Origin of the sequence: Mesorhizobium sp. B2-7-2, from assembly GCF_006440775.1 — a bacterium.
Classification (GTDB): Bacteria; Pseudomonadota; Alphaproteobacteria; order Rhizobiales; family Rhizobiaceae; genus Mesorhizobium.
The window spans coordinates 29,298-45,732 of the sequence record NZ_VFTZ01000012.1 but is presented as its reverse complement, the minus strand read 5'-3'; the positions used below and the strand labels follow the sequence as shown (position 1 = coordinate 45,732).

Genomic DNA, 16,435 nt, shown 5'->3' with positions numbered 1-16,435 from the left:
TCAATCAACCGGTGCCAAAAACATGAAACGCTATCTACTGTTGCTAATCCTCGCTTTGGCGGCCTGCAAGACAACCGATCGGCTTGCGACCTGCACGGGTACGCCATTCCAACTGAACGCGGGACAATGGGAAACCACTCCTGAGGATCTTCAGGTCGAGTGCGCGGAAGAGCCCAAGTGAAATTTCCTGAACATGCCCTTCTGGTGGAGAGAGAAACGCTAGCCGCTCACTACAAGAAGGTGGAAGCGTTTCAAACTTCACGAGCGAAGTCTGCGCGGCGCTTGTCAAAGGCGCTTATAGCCTTTGCCGCAGCGGCGGTCCTGGGAAATGTCGCCCAGGCATTTACCATCGCTGCCATGGTCCCGTTGGCCAAGCTCGTACCTGTGTTCCTCTGGGTGCGGCCGGACGGTACCGTTGACAGCGAAGTGTCAATCTCTCGACTGCCGGCAACCCAAGACCGAGCCGTCATAAACGCTTCGCTGTGGGAATATGTACGCCTGCGCGAGGGCTACACGGCAGATACAGCCCAATACGCCTATGACCTCGTCTCCAGTTTCAGCGCACCTTCTGTGCAACAGCAATATCAAGATTTCTTCAACTATCCCAACCCCACCTCGCCGCAGGTCACGGTTGGGAAGCGCGGCAAGCTCGAGGTCGGGCATATTTCATCAAATGACATCAGTCCCGACGTTCAGCAGATCCGATACAAACGTACGCTTGTTATCGATGGGCAGACGCCGATAGTGACCTCCTGGACTGCTACCATCCGCTACGAGCGCTTGACGGGTCTGCCTGGGCAATCGAGGCTCACCAATCCGGGAGGTCTACTCGTCACATCCTACCAAGCCTCGCAAGACACCGTATCGAACCTGGGCTTCGTGCAGCCATGACAAAAAGAGCATTTCTGGCGCTGGCCTGTTCACTCTTCCTAACGATGGAAGCGTGCGCCGAAGACACGCCACTTGCCGGCAAGCATGATGCGCGGATGCGCTACCTGGCTTACCGCCCCGACGAAGTGGTGCGCCTATCGACCGCAGTTGGGGCAACGCTGGTTGTCACATTCGCGGCAAACGAGACCGTCGCAGCCGTGGCTGTTTCCAATAGCAAAGACCTGGCTGCGCTCCCGCGCGCCAATTATCTCTTTTTCAAGGCTAGCCGGATGCTGTCGCCGCAGCCGGTCGTCGTGCTGGCCGAGAGCGAGTCCGGTACACGCAGATACGTCTTCAGTATTTCAACGAAAGCGATGCCCAAACTCGATGAGGAGCAACCAGACCTATACTACAGTGTGCAGTTCACCTATCCTGCTGATGAGGCTGCTGCTCAGAGAAAGGAAGCGGAAAGGCGCTCGATTCTTGGCCAGGCCCGGGCGAGAGTGCTGCAAGACGAGAGAGTTCGGGATTTGTTGAATCGGCCCGCCGCAGCTGCCAGTCCGGACGAAAGCAATTTTCACTACGTCGCAAAGGGCGATCGGTCGCTGGCGCCGCTGGAAGTCTTCGATAATGGCTTTACGACCGTATTTGGATTCGCAAGCAATTCCCGCATACCCTCCCTCTACGTTATCAATCCCGACGGCAAGGAAGCCGCTGCCAATTACACGGTCAAAGGCGACTATGTTGAAGTATCCGCCGTCGCCCGGGAATGGCGTCTGAGAGATGGCAACACGGTCTTGTCCATTTTCAACAGAGCTTATGACCCTGTGGGACGAGCGCCAGCGACCGGTACAGTGACACCCGACGTGTGGCGCGTTTTGAAAGGCTCGGGACGATGAATGAAACCGGCCCACAGGCGGGACATGATGTCCATGCATCCGGATCGATGGTCTCGGAGCCGGCCCGCCGGCATGTTTCGGGATCGCAGAAGTTGGCCGTCGCTGCTCTTGTTCTCATCTCGTCTCTATCGCTCATCTGGCTCGGAGGTCGTTCCAGCACACAAGACGAACCATCTCAGCCAAAGCCGCCAATTGTCGCCAACGTCGAGCCATTCCGTCCCGTGCCAATCGAGGTTGCTCCAGAACCTCCAGCACCCGCAGAGGCGGCCAAGGCGGCAGAGCCTGCGCCATCCACGCCGCCCCCACCAGCGGCAGATGATCCGCCGCCGGAGGAATCACCAATTTTCGCCTACAGCGGCAGCGGTCAAATGCCCAATGCCGATCAGCGGAGCGAAGACAAGCAAAATGATGCTCCGGGGACAGCGGATGAGATTTCAAACGGTGGCGATCTGTCAGGCCGATTGAAGCCAGATATACAGGAGCCGAGCCGGGCCACACTTTTGCCGCACCCTGATCTCGTGATTACTCAAGGAACGATCATTCCCTGCATTTTGCAAACTGCGGTCGACACAAATTTACCCGGCTATGTGAAGTGCGTCTTACCTAAAGCCGTCCGAGGCGCCACCAACAACGTCGTGCTCTTGGATCGCGGGACAACCGTGATTGGCGAGATCCAGCGCGGTCTCCAGCAGGGGGATGCGCGTGTATTCGTGCTGTGGACGCGCATCGAAACACCTGACCATGCCCTCGTTTCGATAGCATCGCCGGGCGCTGACGAGCTCGGCCGCTCCGGAATGCCTGGCACGGTGGACAATCACTTCCGGGAACGCTTTGGCGGAGCGATTCTCATGAGCGTCATCCAAGGCGCGTTTCAGGCGGCTGGTCAATATGCGGCCAGCTCTGGCGGAGGAAGCGGCACCAACAGCTTCCAGAGCAATGGTGGACAAGCCGTCGAGACGACATTGAGAGCGACGATCAACCTTCCCCCAACCCTGAAGAAAAACCAAGGAGACGCCGTATCCATCTTTGTGGCTCGGGACCTCGACTTCTCGGATGTATACGATCTTAGAGCGACTGCCGCAGCGCCATCCCCCCAACATCGCGAACGCCGGAGAAACAACAATGCAATCGGAGGCTGATCCTCAATTGCGTTTGCTTCTCGATCCCGTTCTGAAATGGCTTGAGGAGCCAAGAACCGAAGAGGTCGCTATCAACCGGCCTGGGGAAGCCTTTGTCCGACAGGCCGGCGTTTTCACGAAACATCCACTGCCGCTGTCTTATGACGATCTGGAGGACATCGCGATCCTCGCCGGAGCGCTGCGCAAGCAAGATGTCGGACCGCAAAGCCCCCTCTGTGCGACTGAGTTGCCGAACGGAGAGCGGCTGCAGATCTGTTTGCCCCCCGCAGTACCCTCAGGAACAATAAGCCTGACGATACGGCGTCCCTCAAGTCGTGTGACCGAACTCAAGGAAGTTTCTTCTCGCTACGAATATTCGCGTTGGAATCAATGGCGGTCACGAAAAGAGCGCCAAGAGCGGCAGGACGAAACGATTCTTCAGCACTACGACCATGGTGACTTGGAGCAATTTTTGCGAGCCTGCGTCTGCGGGCGGCTCACAATGCTGCTTTGCGGACCGACTGGAAGCGGCAAAACGACAATGAGCAAGACTTTGATCAACGCTATACCCCCGCATGAGAGGTTGATCAGCATCGAGGACACGCTCGAACTTGCAATCCCGCACGAGAACCATGTCCGCTTACTCTATCCAAAGGACCGAGCAGGCGCAGGTGCGGTGACGGCCGAGCAACTGTTGCAAGCCAGTTTGCGCATGCGGCCTGATCGAATATTGCTTGGCGAGATGCGCGATGACGCCGCTTGGGCCTACCTTAGTGAAGTCGTCTCCGGCCATGCGGGATCGATATCAACGATTCATGGGGCTGATCCGGTACAAGGTTTCAAAAAGCTCTTTTCACTCGTCAAGAGCAGCGCGCAAGGAGCCGCTGTCGAAGACCGCACGCTTCTTGACATGCTGTCGGCTGCCATTGACGTCATCATACCGTTCCGTACCCAAGGCGACGTGTATGAGGTAGGAGAGGTATGGCTCGCCGCCGATGCCCGGCGGCGGGGAGAGACAGTAGCCGACCTTCTCAACAAGCACTAAGGCTGGAACAACGTCTCGGGATCGGTAAGCCGGTGTCGACGCGTTATTCTGTTCTGCTTCGATATCTTTTTGACGGGCCTTCTCGCAGTGGTTGGATAGGCTGAGCGATTCGGCGGTATCATGCCATCATCATTGTACGAACCGCATGCGCCATTGTCCGGGATGAGACCGGCTTCGCTAGCCAAAGGACGAGGGCCTGATTAGCGGATATGACCGGCATGGAGTCGGTTTGGCCGACGACTATGACAGGCACCGTCATGAGGGTGGGGCATACGGATTCGGCCTGTCCTCGCTCCAGGAAAGGCGTTCTACCTAAAATCACCAGGTCTGCTGCCTTCCCGCTTTCGGTCCACTCGCAAAGACCTTCAAGGTTCGCGAAGCCGACCGGCTCATAACCCAGCGCGGCGATCTGGTCCCTGTAGATCTCCAACTCTGCTGGATCGGGCTCCACGACTGCAACGATTTCTCCGTTGCCAAGTGGTCCGTCGTACCGACCGAAAGCGATGTCAGCGGTGACTGGCTCCTCGTCGGAGGCCGGTAGGTAGATATCAAACCGCGTCCCTCGGCCAACAGCCGAGGTGACATCAAGGCATCCTGCGAGCGCGCTCACGTGCCTGTCAACCGCAGCAAGACCCAGCCCGGTCCCGCCGACGACAGAGCGCGTGGTAAAAAAGGGCTCAAAGACATGCGGAAGTATCGAACTTGCGATTCCCGGGCCATCGTCGCTGATGGAGAGGAGAACGTAATCTCCAGGTCTCAAGGTGCCCTGAGCCAGCGGCTTGGTTTGGCGCACCTGAGCGCGAGAAACGCTGACCTCGACACGGCCCTCGTTCAAGACAGCCTCCGACGCGTTCTTGCATAGATTCATGAGGATCTGCTGTATCTCGGTTGGGCTGCCCTCGACCACCGTTTGCCACTCGTTGATCTTGAAGTTCAACTGAACATCCGACCGAACTGTGACCCGCAGCAATGGCGCAAGATCCATGACAATTTCGGAGACGTTGAATGGCACTGCCACGCGCTGTCGGTTTCGGCTTAGTGACAGGATCTGGTCGACGATCAGCTTGGCTCGGTGTCCAGCTAAAATGATCTGGTCGATGTGATTACGGATTCTGGAGGGGCGACGCACAAGGCTTTGGGCAATCTCTGAATAGCCGATTATTGCCCCTAAAATGTTGTTGAACTCATGTGTAACGCCGCTTGCGATCGTGCCCACGGTCCTCAGCCTTTCCACATGCTCCCATCGACTCACCAGAAGGTCGCGTTCCGTATTTATACGTTGCAGTTCAAGATGGTTGCTCAAACGCACAATGGCGCTGGCAAGAACCCGCAGGTCGTCTGCCGAGGGGAGTGAGCGATCTCCTTCAAAAACAAGGATGCAAACCACAACCTGCTGATCGGAAGCCCTGCAGGCAACAATTTGACAAACACCGGAAAGCCCTAAGGCGGTCCGAACGACGCGAAACACTGGCCGTCCGGCGCGGACAAGTGAAACGACTTCATCAATAAGCGGCACGTTCCAGACGGGTGTGTACGTGTTCGCCACAAAGCACTCGGTATGCCTGCTGAGACTCGGATCCACTAGGGCGAGCGCGCATTGATCCGCATCGAAAACGCGTTGAACGACTCTGAGCGCTTCTTCGGTGGAAAAGCGCGCCGAGGCGTCCTTTGCTTTACTTTCGTTGAGGCGAGTTTCGATCTCACTCATTGCCTCTTCAAGCTCCAACCGCCTTTTCAGCCGGTTCGTCCGCAGAGGCTGCCTGGAGGGCGGAATCATCGCAAACAAGCAGAGGCATATGGACACCAAACCGAGGAAAAGTCGCATGCGCTGCGCGTGCGCGCTGGCCAAGCTGTAGCCCTCCAGATGCTCTCGCTCCAGTTCGGCGGCCTTGGAGAACGTGTCCGGAGATGCGATCTGATCGGCAGCTTCGTCCAACCTCCATGAAGAAGATAAGGCAGCTCCAGCCTTGCTCAGAACGAGCCTCGGTTCAGCCGAAAGCACGATCAGCATCGAAAGTTCAACCATGCCCGACGGTGCTCCCCCAAGGCGGCCAATCGAGCGAGCTAGCTGTGCAAGACAGCTTTGCATGAGCTGATTTTGTTCGACCAAGACTGAGACGGCAGCCTTTTTGCTTTCGATCGAATCTATGAGCTGCGCGAGCAATCTGGATTGCTCTGATCTCTCATCGGACGAAATCTCGAAAGAACGTTGCAAGTTTACACGAGTCTTTTGCAACGCTTGCCCGATAGAAGCAACCGAACGGTAGTCCAATGTCATATCCATCCCAGCGCGGGCGACGTCGCGCCGGAGCAATGCGTCATTGATCTGAATCGTTCGCAGCTGGCTTAGGATCGCGTGATCGATCTGCGGGGGCTGGCCCTGCGTCCCGACCAAGAGCGCAATCGAGGTGGCTAGGGCGATCATAATTGCTTTGTCGGAACTGAGCCAAGGAAACGGCGTTTGATCCGCGATGGACCCCTTGCGAAGGTCCGACATGAATTCCAGTTCATGGGCTCGGTATGCGGCCGGATGCTGCTGGAACAGGAAAGCCACGCCTACCTCTCCCCCTTATGAGAATGGCTTAACACCGTTACCGAACTTGGTCCTGGTGCGCTTCCAGCGCGAAATGAGCTCCCAAAGCGCCTACGCGACGCGGAGCACATCCTTACGATTCTGAAAGCAGATCAACATGACGCGCAGGCGGTTTTTACGCCGGGGCGTCAGCTTAGGCCCAGGATGAAGCGCCGATTGGGCGCGCGGATAGGGCGCGCGTTTTCGGGATATAGCGAGGTAAATCGCTCTATGTCTGCTGGGTCGACATCAACCGGTTCCGTCGCCACCATCCAGTCGACGTTTTCCGTGCATGGCGGCGTCGTCAAAGATCCTTCATATGTCCAGTAGCCAAGCGAAGCCGGCAGAAGCTCGTTCGGGTCGACTTCATCGACGGCTGCCTCTTCGCCTGACGTTGCAGGAAATGCGGCAGCAAGCCGGGCAAAGCTGGCATTTGTGGCGCCTGGCGTCAGAAACACGCTCAGAACACCCACAGTATCGCTGTTGCGGCCCTTATGGACAAAATGCGCTTCCATCGGGAAACTCTTACCTGCGACGTGGTGCTCGCTTGGTGCATGGAAATGGAACTGTAGCAGCTCATAGACACGATCCCCCCGAGTGAGCGTGCTGCCTTGCGGCAGGTTGATCTGAATGGTGTGGCCGTTGTTCACCATTCTGCCGCCGCCCCTGTGCCAACCTATGGCGATGTGCGGAATATCCGCTTTGACCGCGCCCCTGATATCGACCGGCGATTGCTGCATGCCCGCCGAGCAGACCAAATTCGTCTTGTCCAGATGCCCCCATTGTTCGGGGCCGACCGGCCCGGCATATCCCCATTCGGTGCTGGCCGCCCGCGCGGCTTCAGCGCAAATGGGACAAGCGCCGAGTGCAACGAAACCTTTGATCAGATTACGACGGTGCATGTTGCTGTGGCTCCTACTGAACACTTCAATTTGGCGTGGCATGGGAACTGCGGGCGCAGCTGTGATGTGGGCGACAGGGGCCGAACAGTTCGGCACGCCACCATCGCGGCCTCAGGGCGACCGACGGTCCCGCGCACGGCCGTGCTCGCCGGCCACATGCGGTTGTGACAGCTATTTTCCCCCGGTAGAGGATAGTCCCAGCTAGCCGGCTGTATCCATGCTCATTGTCTCCACGACCGCCGTTTGCCGTTCGGCTGCAGATCACATTGGCAACTCCACCGAAGATGGCGGCACCCGGGCCGCACTGGGTAAGCGATTCCACGCAACAACTCCGATGGCCCCACCAGGCCAACTGACGCTTCATATTCATCATCGGACAGCCGGAGAAATCGATTGCTTAGATAAAGAAGCATCCATGACGTGGATGCATACATTGCCATTGCCCAATTTGCGGTGCTGCTTGGGACGCCGGCTACGGATAGGAGGGTCGGCCATTTCCCGGCGACAACAACGCGGCTGAGAACTGGGCGAGGCGGCACGAAATTTGGCTAGACCTTATGCTGTCACGGCTTCCGGGACCAAAGGCTTGCGAGCCTGGGCAGTCGGCTGCGATTCAGATTGAGTTGCCCTGAAGACGGCCCAGCAGAACAAAATTCTCACTGATGTTGCGACGACGCCCGCCGAAACTCATCCTGAACCACTGAAGAAGGTTCAAGTGCCTGGACGAAGTGTCTAGGTGTTCTCAGCCCTTGCGTGCTCTCGATTCGGCAGCTTCATCGCCAGGTAGTAGCCCAACAGAGATGCAGATCGACCGGCGATGTCGCGGACCAGCTGTTGAGTTACCGAGCTTGGGAGTCTCGCTGAGCAGGTTCTGAAGCCCAGCAACGGAGTCCGGGCATGATCATGCGGGACGACATCTTGAAAGGCCAGACAGCGAGGCACCCGTCGGGCGCCGCCGTTCAAATTCATTCCGTTAGAACGAGCTTTGGAATCGCAGAACGCCGCCGAGCCTGTCCGCTTTGCCGACGTTAGCCGGGTTCGAGGCGACGGGAGTGAGCTTGGCGTAGTGGGCATAATCGACTTCGGCCCTGATTGTGAACCCTGGAATGGCCATATAGGCGAATTGCAGCCAGTCCGCAGTTGCTGAGCTGATCGCCTGAGACCTGGAGGTTCAACGACGTTTTCTCGTCGAAACCTGTAAGTGGCCCCTACCCACAAAGCCCAGTCGCCGCTCCATTCTTGTAGAAGCCGCGACCCTGAGCGGCGATCGCCCTGCTTGGGTCGTCGTTGGGATTGCCAAGGGAGCCGTAGCCGAACATACCGAATAACGACAATCATCTGTGACGTTGAGGTCGATGCGGACCTTGCCAGCCAAAGCGTTGTAGTTGCTGTCACGAGCGATGACGCCGGTGATCGCTCCGCCAGCCTGTGTCTGTCTCACGCCTAAGACGACGTGGGGAACATGGCCGTCAAGAGAACCGACCTCACCCGCCCCTTATTCAAGTGAAACCAGAGCTGAAAACCCATTGTCGGAATCCAGATAGTACTGAGCTACGTTGGTGTCGAAATCGCCAATACGCAACGAGTGCATTATTGAAGACGTTCCCGGAGTATCCGGCAAACGTGTCGAAGGCCGAGTCGTCCTTCCCGACACGCAGGCCACCAAGCTGGATCCAGGCGGAAGTCAACTTGGCGCCGCTGTTGAAGGCTGTTCGGCCAACCCTTCAGGTTCAGGCGAACGCCTTGGTATTTTCCTTCGCGCACGGGATCGACTGTCAGGGAGGCCGCATCGAAGACGATGCCTTCGTCGGGAGCTTCGACCTGGCAAATCCGGGTGAAGAGGTCGTGAATGGCGCCGGGGTCAGGGTCGCCTTGGCCGAGCAGGTCAAGATCGCCGGTTGGCCTGAAGACGTATTCGGGCCAGGTCACGAACAGCATTGCGCCCTTGAGTACATAGCGCTCGGACGCTTCGGTCATACTGAGGCGGAAAAGCAAGCGTTCGATCGCATACCGCGTCAGGATGCGCTGATAGTCGTCACCCTGTTGCCTAGAGTGCTGAAGAAGGCGGTCTCTTATTGAGGCGGCAGGATTCTTGAGAACCTTAGCCATCATTGTACGGCCTTGATATAGGGCTCGATCCGGGCGGTCACTCGATCAATGACCGCGTACTTCATCAGCTCACTCGCTATGGTCTTTCGTTGTTGCAGAGCGTCGCGGAGCGCCTCGACTGCGACGTCTTCGCCAACATGACGGCGATGCTTGAAGCAATCGGCAACCGTTTTTGCGACGCCATAGATCGCTACATCGACGCCTTCGACGCGGATGAACTCGACTCCGGATGCCAGGACTTCGCAGGTCGCCCGAACAATCTCCAGACGCAGGCCTGGAGTGTGCGGCGTCCTTGCCTTGTGTGGTATCGTCATCCACACCGCGTGCGGAAGCTGGGTCGTCAAACCGTGGTGACGAAGCGCGCTGATGAGGCTGACCACGCCGTTCGGCACAATACGTGCCGCTTCTGCCAGATCATGATCGGTGTCTTCGCCCATTCGCTCGGGATGCTGGTATAGACCGCGCCTGAGACGTACGATATCACCGGCCTCGGTAAGGCGCCTGAGATAGACCAGCGGGATGCCGGCCGCCGTAAAGTCGCGCGCACGCACGATGCCGCGATCTCGAACGAGATTCAGGGCGGTCTCACGGTGGGTCATACGATTTCGAGGCATTTGTTATCTATTGTCGGCAAAAATTTAGATTTGTCGACAGAAAAGAACAGTTGGGAAAACTCAACTGATGTCATATATTTCATATGACCATGGCGCAACAGGTTTCCCCGCTTGATCTTACCCCAAAGCACGTCCGGGCCGCCCGGGCTCTTTTGGCGTGGTCCCAGCACGACTTGGCCAAGCAAGCCGGCGTGGCGACCTCTACCGTTGCGGATTTCGAGCGGGGTCAACGTATCCCCGTCGCCAACAATGCCCAAGCAATTCGTACGGCGCTCGAAAATGCCGGCATCCGTTTCCTGCCGACGGGTGCGGTAATCGGACCAGCTATCCCGAATATCACCCCGTCCGAGCGAGCAGGCGCACCTATCCGCTGGGTGGATGCGGAAGATCTTTCGGTCTGGGCAAACCGAACAGAAGGCGTGCTGAGCATGCCAACCCTTGTTTCACATCTGATACGCGCTACCGCCGGCACCGCAGTTCACCTCCGCTTTCCAGCTGACGAAGGGGTCCAGCATCCGGGCTGGGACGGACAGACCTACACGGACACAGGAAACTCTTACGTGCCGAAAGGTGAGGCTGGTTGGGAGATCGGAAGCCAGCGTCGCGACATCGAAAGAAAGGTGACCGAGGATTACCGGAAGCGAACCGACGAGCCGGCGCCGTTCGATCCAGCCAATGCTAGCTTTGTGTTCGTCACTCCCCGCCACTGGCCCGGCAAGGATAAATGGGCAAAGGCCCGAGAGGCGGAAGGGCCTTGGGCAAACGTTCGTGTTTATGACGCCGACGACCTTGTCCACTGGATCGAACAAACACCGGTGGTTGGGCTGTGGTTGGCGGTTCGCCTGGGGAAGCGACCGGAGGACACTCGAGAGCTCGAGGAAGTCTGGGAAGAGTGGTCGCTCGCTGCGAAGTGGCCCCTGACCGAGGAGTTGGTCCTAAGTGATCGTGACGAGGAAGCAGCTGACCTTCTCCGCTGGCTTCGCAGCAAGCCATCCGTTTTCTCGCTCCAAGCTACGACCACAGATGAGGTCGTGTCGTTCTTTTACGCAACACTTGCGATGCTCCCGGACGAAGTGAAGGCCGCTTACAAGGCCCGATGCCTGGTGGCGACGACCGCTGCGGCGGCGCGAGCATTGGCAAACGCGCCAGGTCCTCTGATTGTCGTCATGACTGAACCAGACCCCGGCATCGCGCACGCGCTGGCGGGACGCGGCCACTATGTCCTGCAAGCCTATGACGAGCGGCCGATCTCCCGAGGTGACGTCCGTGCCCTACCGCGACCGTCGCGCGAGGGGATCGCTAGCGCTCTGGTTGCCGCTGGCATTGCGCAACCTCGTGCCGAGGCATACGCGCGCGACAGCGCACGCAATTTGGCTGTCCTGCGTCGCCTTATTCCCAGCGCGCCGGGGCGACGGCCACAGTGGGCGGAGGTTAGGCCGCCTCAAGCATTGTTGGCAGCACTTCTCGCGGGCGGCTGGGATGAGGACGCAGAGGCGGATAAGGCACGCCTTGCAGAGCTCGCTGACGAACCATATGACGCAATCGCCCGCGATCTGATGCCTTACGTCGGAAGATTTGACAGCCCACTGCAAAAGATCGGCTCGACCTGGCGTATCGCTTCGCCGCAAGATGCATGGTTCCTGCTTGCGCGGCATTTGACAGGGGTCGACATCAAGCGCTTCGAGGCTGCAGCCCATGCTGTCCTCGGCTCCGTAGATCCGCGGTTCGAGATGGACCCAGACGAGCGCTGGATGGCGAGTGTTCGCGGCGTCCAGCGCGACTATTCGGGAATGTTGCGCCATGGGATCGGACAAGTACTGATCCTGCTTGCTCTGTGGGGCGAGGAGATTAAGACGATACCGGACGCCGCACGCCGTGCTGATCATATTGTCGCGAAGCTGCTGGCGAATGCCACCAAACAGAGATGGTGGTCCCTATCTCGAGACTTCCGATTGTTGGCCGAGGCCTCACCGAGCGCCTTTCTTCGGGCCATCGAGGATAGCCTTGATCTGAACGACCCGCCAATCCGCGCCCTATTCGGCAGAGACGGGGAAGGTGTCTTTGGGGCAGAGCATTTGTCGGATCTTTTGTGGGCGCTCGAGTCCCTGGCCTGGTCGCCAGAGCTCATGCCGAAAGTGACCCATGTCCTGGCTCGGCTGGACGCCATCGACAACCCGCCCGGGCAATACGCGAACCGACCGGCCAACAGTCTCCGCGCGATTCATCTTCTCTGGCTGCCCCAAACCTATGCGACGCTCGACCTGCGGCTTCGGGCGCTCGACCTCATTCGCAAGCACGAGCGAGACGCCGCCTGGAAACTCATGTTGAGCCTGCTACCGCAGGGGCACGACACCTCCATCCCGTCGCCGATGCCGCTGTGGCGTGATTTTACCGTCGATGAAGTCGAGGTGGCTACATGGGCCACCATCGGGCGCGGAGCTGTGGCGATCACGGAGCGTGTGCTCGTCGACGTCGGCCTCGATGCCGCCAGGTGGACCGCGCTGCTCGACCGATTCGCTGACCTTTCACCGGACACGGAAGGTGGGTTCTCTACACTGGAGGCGGCTGAGCCGAGGATTACTAAGCAGATTGACCGCGCAGCAATATGGGCCGCCATGCGCCGTGTCCTCCATCACCATCGGCAATTTCCAGACGCCGAATGGTCCATGCCGAGTCAAGTGCTCGACCGACTTGAGGCGATTTACGAGCGCTTCGCACCCGCTGATCCAATAGAGCGCGTGGCATGGCTCTTTGAACAAGATGCGGGCTTGCCACGGCCTTCGGCCGAAGGTTGGAAGACGAATGAGCGTGAGGTCGATCTAGCGAGGAAAGATGCCGCACACGCCCTGTTCTCCAAAGACGGCATTCCAGCCATCCTCGCGCTCTCCCGCAAGGTTGGCACAGCGGGATACATCGGCAAGGCGCTCTTTGCTGGCGGTCTCTCCGAACCCGATCTCGAAGCGCTGTTGGAGTCGGCAATTCGAAGCGAAGATGCGCATGAGCGTGCTCTTGCCCACGGCCTGATCGTCTCTGCCTTTGCAGAGCGAAAGGAGCCATGGGCAGCTGAGTTGATCGCTAAGGCAACCAGTCGCTCTTGGGGCGACACCGCATTGCTTACGATCCTGCGCGCGCTTCCTGGGCGGCGTTGGACTTGGGACCAGGCTACCAGCGCTGGCGCTGAAATCGAAGAAACGTATTGGCGTCAGACGCCGGTGTTCTGGATGAGCGACGACCGTGACGAGGTCGGTTTCGCGATCCGCAAACTCATCTCCGTTGGTCGCGCGCGTCACGCTCTGCCGCTCGCGGCACGCGACAGCCGAACTGATCTGCTCTCAGATCTTCTCATCGAGGTGCTACTTGAGGCCGTCCGACAGCCGTTCGAGAGCGAGGGCGACAGGAACGAAGCGACGATGTTCCAGCACTACGTCGCCGAAATCCTCCAGGTGCTTGACAAACGTGATGACGTCGACAGCAATGCATTGGTCAAGGTCGAGTGGGCCTATCTACCGATTTTGACTCGCTCGCGCCGTCCGCCCAAGGTGCTTATGAAGGCGCTGTCGGAGCAGCCATCCTTCTTTGTCCAAATACTCAGCGCGGTATTCAAGGCGAGCGAGGAAAGCGGTGTCGTCGACGTTGAGCCGCAGGATCCCGAGCGAGCACGCGCCATCGCCACCCAGGCCTACCGACTTCTTGAGGAATGGGATCGGCTTCCCGGTACAAAAGATGATGGGACGATCGATAACGTTGCTCTTGAGGGGTGGATCAAGGAAGCTCGATCGCTCGCTAAGACCGCCGGCCGAGAAGATATCGCCGACAGTCGCATTGGCAACGTTTTGGCTGCCTCTCCTTTTGGAGCAGACGGCAACTGGCCGGCCGAAGCGGTCCGCGACGCAATCGATCTTTTCCGCAGCAAACCAATGATCAATGGCTTTTTGACCGGTAAGATGAACCGACGTGGCGTAACAATGCGATCGCCGCGCGACGGTGGGGAGCTGGAACGGAAGGAAGCCGCTAAATACCGCGGATGGTCGAATGCGATCTCTTTCGACCATCCGCATACGGCCAAGGCTCTCGACACGCTAGCGGACAATTATGAGGCTCAAGCACATCGCCACGATCAGAGTTCCGAGCGACTGGACTGGGAATGACTGCTGGGTTTCGGGCCTGGGATCGTGTGGCCAATGCTGTTTCACACGCGAACTGCTGTATGCCGAGCTTCTGGTTGGCCGCGCGGAATTCGGAGCTTTTGCAGCAAAGTAGGTCTCTCGGTCCGCCAGAAGCGCCAAAGGCCAGACCCCAATGCTCGACGCGTGGTCACGTCACCTCGGAGGGCGAGAAAAGAGTGTTGGGGAACGGGTACGCGCGGCCTCAGTCGTGCGTTCAATGGAAAGCACTGTGTGAGGAGGATCCTCCCCATCGTGCAGTGACAGGAGATGGTCACCGATTTCCTTATCCGCTGCCGTGAGCCGATGATTCAGGCGAAGAAAGTCCATCCAGGTCGGCGTGCGGAATGTCTCTGTCCAAATCGAAGGCGTTTGAAGATTTCGCTGCAGTGTCCAGTTTCGCGCACCGGCACGGCTCTGAACATGCCGCCTGGCGCGCATGTAGCCCAGAAAGGTCTCGATGTTCTCTTCGGGTATCCGATACTCCACCTTGACCACTATGGGTCCACTTCTGGGCTTCAAGTCGAGTGCCAGCTCCGGCGGGCGAAAATCCGAACTTTCCTGATCCGTTTCCTCCCATGGACCGACCGGTAACAGCATTCCCGCAGCCGCAACCAGCAACAGAGCGCCGGCGGCGCCCTCCAAAGCCCAGCCTAAGGAGTAGTTCTGTGCGACAGTACCCCAGATCCAGCTGCCAGCCGCCATCCCGCCTGCGCTCAAGGCGTAGTAGATCGACAGTGTCCGGCCGACCACCCATCTGGGGCTTGCCAGTTGCACCGACACGTCGATCCCAGTCCAGGTGATGAGCCAACCCGCGCCGCCGAGTGCCAGCGAAACGACCGCCACGGGGACCGATGATGTGAGTGCAAGCGAAAGGCAACATGCCGCACAAGCGACAGAGGCGAAGGACACCAGCCTGTTTTGAGACGTCATCCGCCTTAGAAAGCTATTGCTCATGCCCGCAATGAAAGCACCCATCCCGAAGCCGGCCAGCAAGATGCCGTAGATGATCGGGCCGCTCTTCAGCTGGTCCCGGACAAATAGAGGCAGCAATGCAAGGATGGAGATGCTTGCCAGGCCGAAAAGGGTTGCACGGGCAATCGCTGCCCTGATCTCCAGGGACATCACAGTGAAGCGCACTCCGTCATGAATTGCCATCGTCATGCGTTCACGAGGGAGAGGGGAAGTGCGAACCTTCCATCGTGTGCGCCATATCGCGGTTAGCGGCGCCAGATCACTCAGCGCTGCCAAGGCGAAAGCGGCAAGCGGTCCAAGAAATGCCAGGACCACGCCCCCCAAAGCCGGACCAACGCTGCGTACAATGTTGTATCCTACGGACATGAGGGTGACCGCGGCCGGGATGTCCCTTTTGTGAAGGATATCGCCAACAGATGCGTGCCAGGCCGGATCATTCAAGGCAAAGCCGCAGCCAGCCAGGAAACCCAATGCAAGAATTAGCCATGGACCGGCAAATCCCAGACCCACGGATATCATCAGCGTCGTTGAAGCCAATGCTATCAGGCAGTGCCCCGCAAACATCACCCATCGGCGGCTGAAGTTGTCGGCAATGGCTCCGGCAACGATTGAGAGGAGGAACACCGGCAAGGTGGATGCAGCCTGCACCAGCGCAACCATCAGGTCCGAAGCGGAAATCGTGGCCATCAGCCAGCTGATGGCCACCGTTTGCACGAGCCAACCGAGGCTGGATATTTGTGTGGCGGTCCAGATCGAGCGAAACACCGGGTTTCGAAAGGGAGCGAGCGTTGCTGAGGCAGGCAGATGGGTATTGTTTTCGGACTGCATGATCATTTGATGCCTTCGAGGGGCCGCTTGTTCAATTCTCGGCTGCCGGTGCTGCCGCTACAATATTGATCTATGGACCAGAAGGGCCGGACTTATCGACCAGGACGACTTCGTCGAGGTGAGGAGGGGTGATGAACTCTGTTGGCTCCGCTCTCCCATGCTGGCGCCGACAACCTTCGAAAGACAGCATTGCCGATCGTGCTGATCGACAGAATCATCTGCAACTTTGATCGCTCTGGCCTGACCACGCCAGCGCCCATGAAGCTTGTCGGCGACCATTTTTTCGTGCGCCCGTTCGTTCGTGTCATCGGTGACGGATCCTGTGCATGACCGCGTACGG

The 16,435-nt window shown here is 58.5% G+C and carries 12 protein-coding genes and 1 pseudogene; 8 read left to right on the top strand and 5 right to left on the bottom strand.

Annotated features, from left to right (window positions below):
* Positions 1-22: 22 nt before the first annotated feature.
* Genes FJ425_RS17655 through virB11 form a run of 5 tightly spaced genes read left to right on the top strand, consistent with a single transcriptional unit; the run spans position 23 to position 3,932 of the window.
* Positions 23-181 carry a type IV secretion system lipoprotein VirB7 gene (locus FJ425_RS17655; protein WP_013533338.1) on the top strand — a complete coding sequence of 53 codons (159 nt, stop codon included), beginning with the start codon at positions 23-25 and terminating at the stop codon, positions 179-181.
* Entirely contained in the window at positions 178-891 is a 714-nt protein-coding gene (locus tag FJ425_RS17650) for a type IV secretion system protein VirB8 (protein WP_013533337.1), read from the top strand. The genes FJ425_RS17655 and FJ425_RS17650 overlap by 4 nt, the downstream gene beginning before the upstream one ends.
* Positions 888-1,769 carry a TrbG/VirB9 family P-type conjugative transfer protein gene (locus FJ425_RS17645; protein ID WP_064993311.1) on the top strand — a complete coding sequence of 294 codons (882 nt, stop codon included), beginning with the start codon at positions 888-890 and terminating at the stop codon, positions 1,767-1,769. Before FJ425_RS17650 ends, FJ425_RS17645 begins: the two co-directional genes overlap by 4 nt.
* Positions 1,766-2,908 carry a type IV secretion system protein VirB10 gene (gene virB10, locus FJ425_RS17640; protein ID WP_064993310.1) on the top strand — a complete coding sequence of 381 codons (1,143 nt, stop codon included), beginning with the start codon at positions 1,766-1,768 and terminating at the stop codon, positions 2,906-2,908. The genes FJ425_RS17645 and virB10 overlap by 4 nt, the downstream gene beginning before the upstream one ends.
* The gene (virB11, locus tag FJ425_RS17635) at positions 2,892-3,932 is read left to right on the top strand and encodes a P-type DNA transfer ATPase VirB11 (RefSeq protein WP_013533334.1); all 1,041 of its coding nucleotides are present in this window, start codon (positions 2,892-2,894) and stop codon (positions 3,930-3,932) included. The genes virB10 and virB11 overlap by 17 nt, the downstream gene beginning before the upstream one ends.
* A 118-nt stretch (positions 3,933-4,050) precedes the next feature.
* Here virB11 and FJ425_RS17630 read toward each other — a convergent pair whose 3' ends face one another.
* From FJ425_RS17630 to FJ425_RS17620, 3 genes and pseudogenes are all read right to left on the bottom strand, one after another.
* Positions 4,051-6,486, bottom strand: a complete 2,436-nt coding sequence (locus tag FJ425_RS17630) for an ATP-binding protein (protein ID WP_064993308.1) — start codon at positions 6,484-6,486, stop codon at positions 4,051-4,053.
* 167 nt (positions 6,487-6,653) lie between these two features.
* Entirely contained in the window at positions 6,654-7,406 is a 753-nt protein-coding gene (locus tag FJ425_RS17625) for a carbonic anhydrase (protein ID WP_064993307.1), read from the bottom strand.
* A 973-nt stretch (positions 7,407-8,379) separates the two neighbouring features.
* Positions 8,380-9,085: pseudogene (locus FJ425_RS17620) on the bottom strand (porin); the annotation flags it as partial.
* On the opposite strand from FJ425_RS17620, the gene FJ425_RS32040 reads away from it, so the two are divergent.
* Positions 9,000-9,485 (top strand): hypothetical protein, encoded by a 486-nt coding sequence (locus tag FJ425_RS32040; protein ID WP_064993306.1) that lies wholly within the window; start codon positions 9,000-9,002, stop codon positions 9,483-9,485. The pseudogene FJ425_RS17620 and the gene FJ425_RS32040 overlap by 86 nt on opposite strands.
* Before the next feature lie 29 nt (positions 9,486-9,514).
* Here the strand turns inward: FJ425_RS32040 and FJ425_RS17610 are convergent, their stop codons facing one another.
* Positions 9,515-10,114, bottom strand: coding sequence for a type IV toxin-antitoxin system AbiEi family antitoxin domain-containing protein (locus FJ425_RS17610; protein ID WP_084015684.1), 600 nt, complete (start codon positions 10,112-10,114; stop codon positions 9,515-9,517).
* A 98-nt stretch (positions 10,115-10,212) separates the two neighbouring features.
* On the opposite strand from FJ425_RS17610, the gene FJ425_RS17605 reads away from it, so the two are divergent.
* The gene (locus tag FJ425_RS17605) at positions 10,213-14,277 is read left to right on the top strand and encodes a helix-turn-helix transcriptional regulator (protein ID WP_084015682.1); all 4,065 of its coding nucleotides are present in this window, start codon (positions 10,213-10,215) and stop codon (positions 14,275-14,277) included.
* Positions 14,278-14,448: 171 nt separating this feature from the next.
* Here FJ425_RS17605 and FJ425_RS17600 read toward each other — a convergent pair whose 3' ends face one another.
* On the bottom strand, positions 14,449-16,095 hold the full coding sequence (locus tag FJ425_RS17600) for an MFS transporter (RefSeq protein ID WP_064993354.1): 1,647 nt from the start codon (positions 16,093-16,095) through the stop codon (positions 14,449-14,451).
* A gap of 141 nt (positions 16,096-16,236) precedes the next feature.
* Between FJ425_RS17600 and FJ425_RS17595 the strand changes: the two genes are divergently transcribed.
* Positions 16,237-16,425, top strand: a complete 189-nt coding sequence (locus FJ425_RS17595; RefSeq protein ID WP_064993304.1) for a hypothetical protein — start codon at positions 16,237-16,239, stop codon at positions 16,423-16,425.
* Positions 16,426-16,435 lie beyond the last annotated feature (10 nt).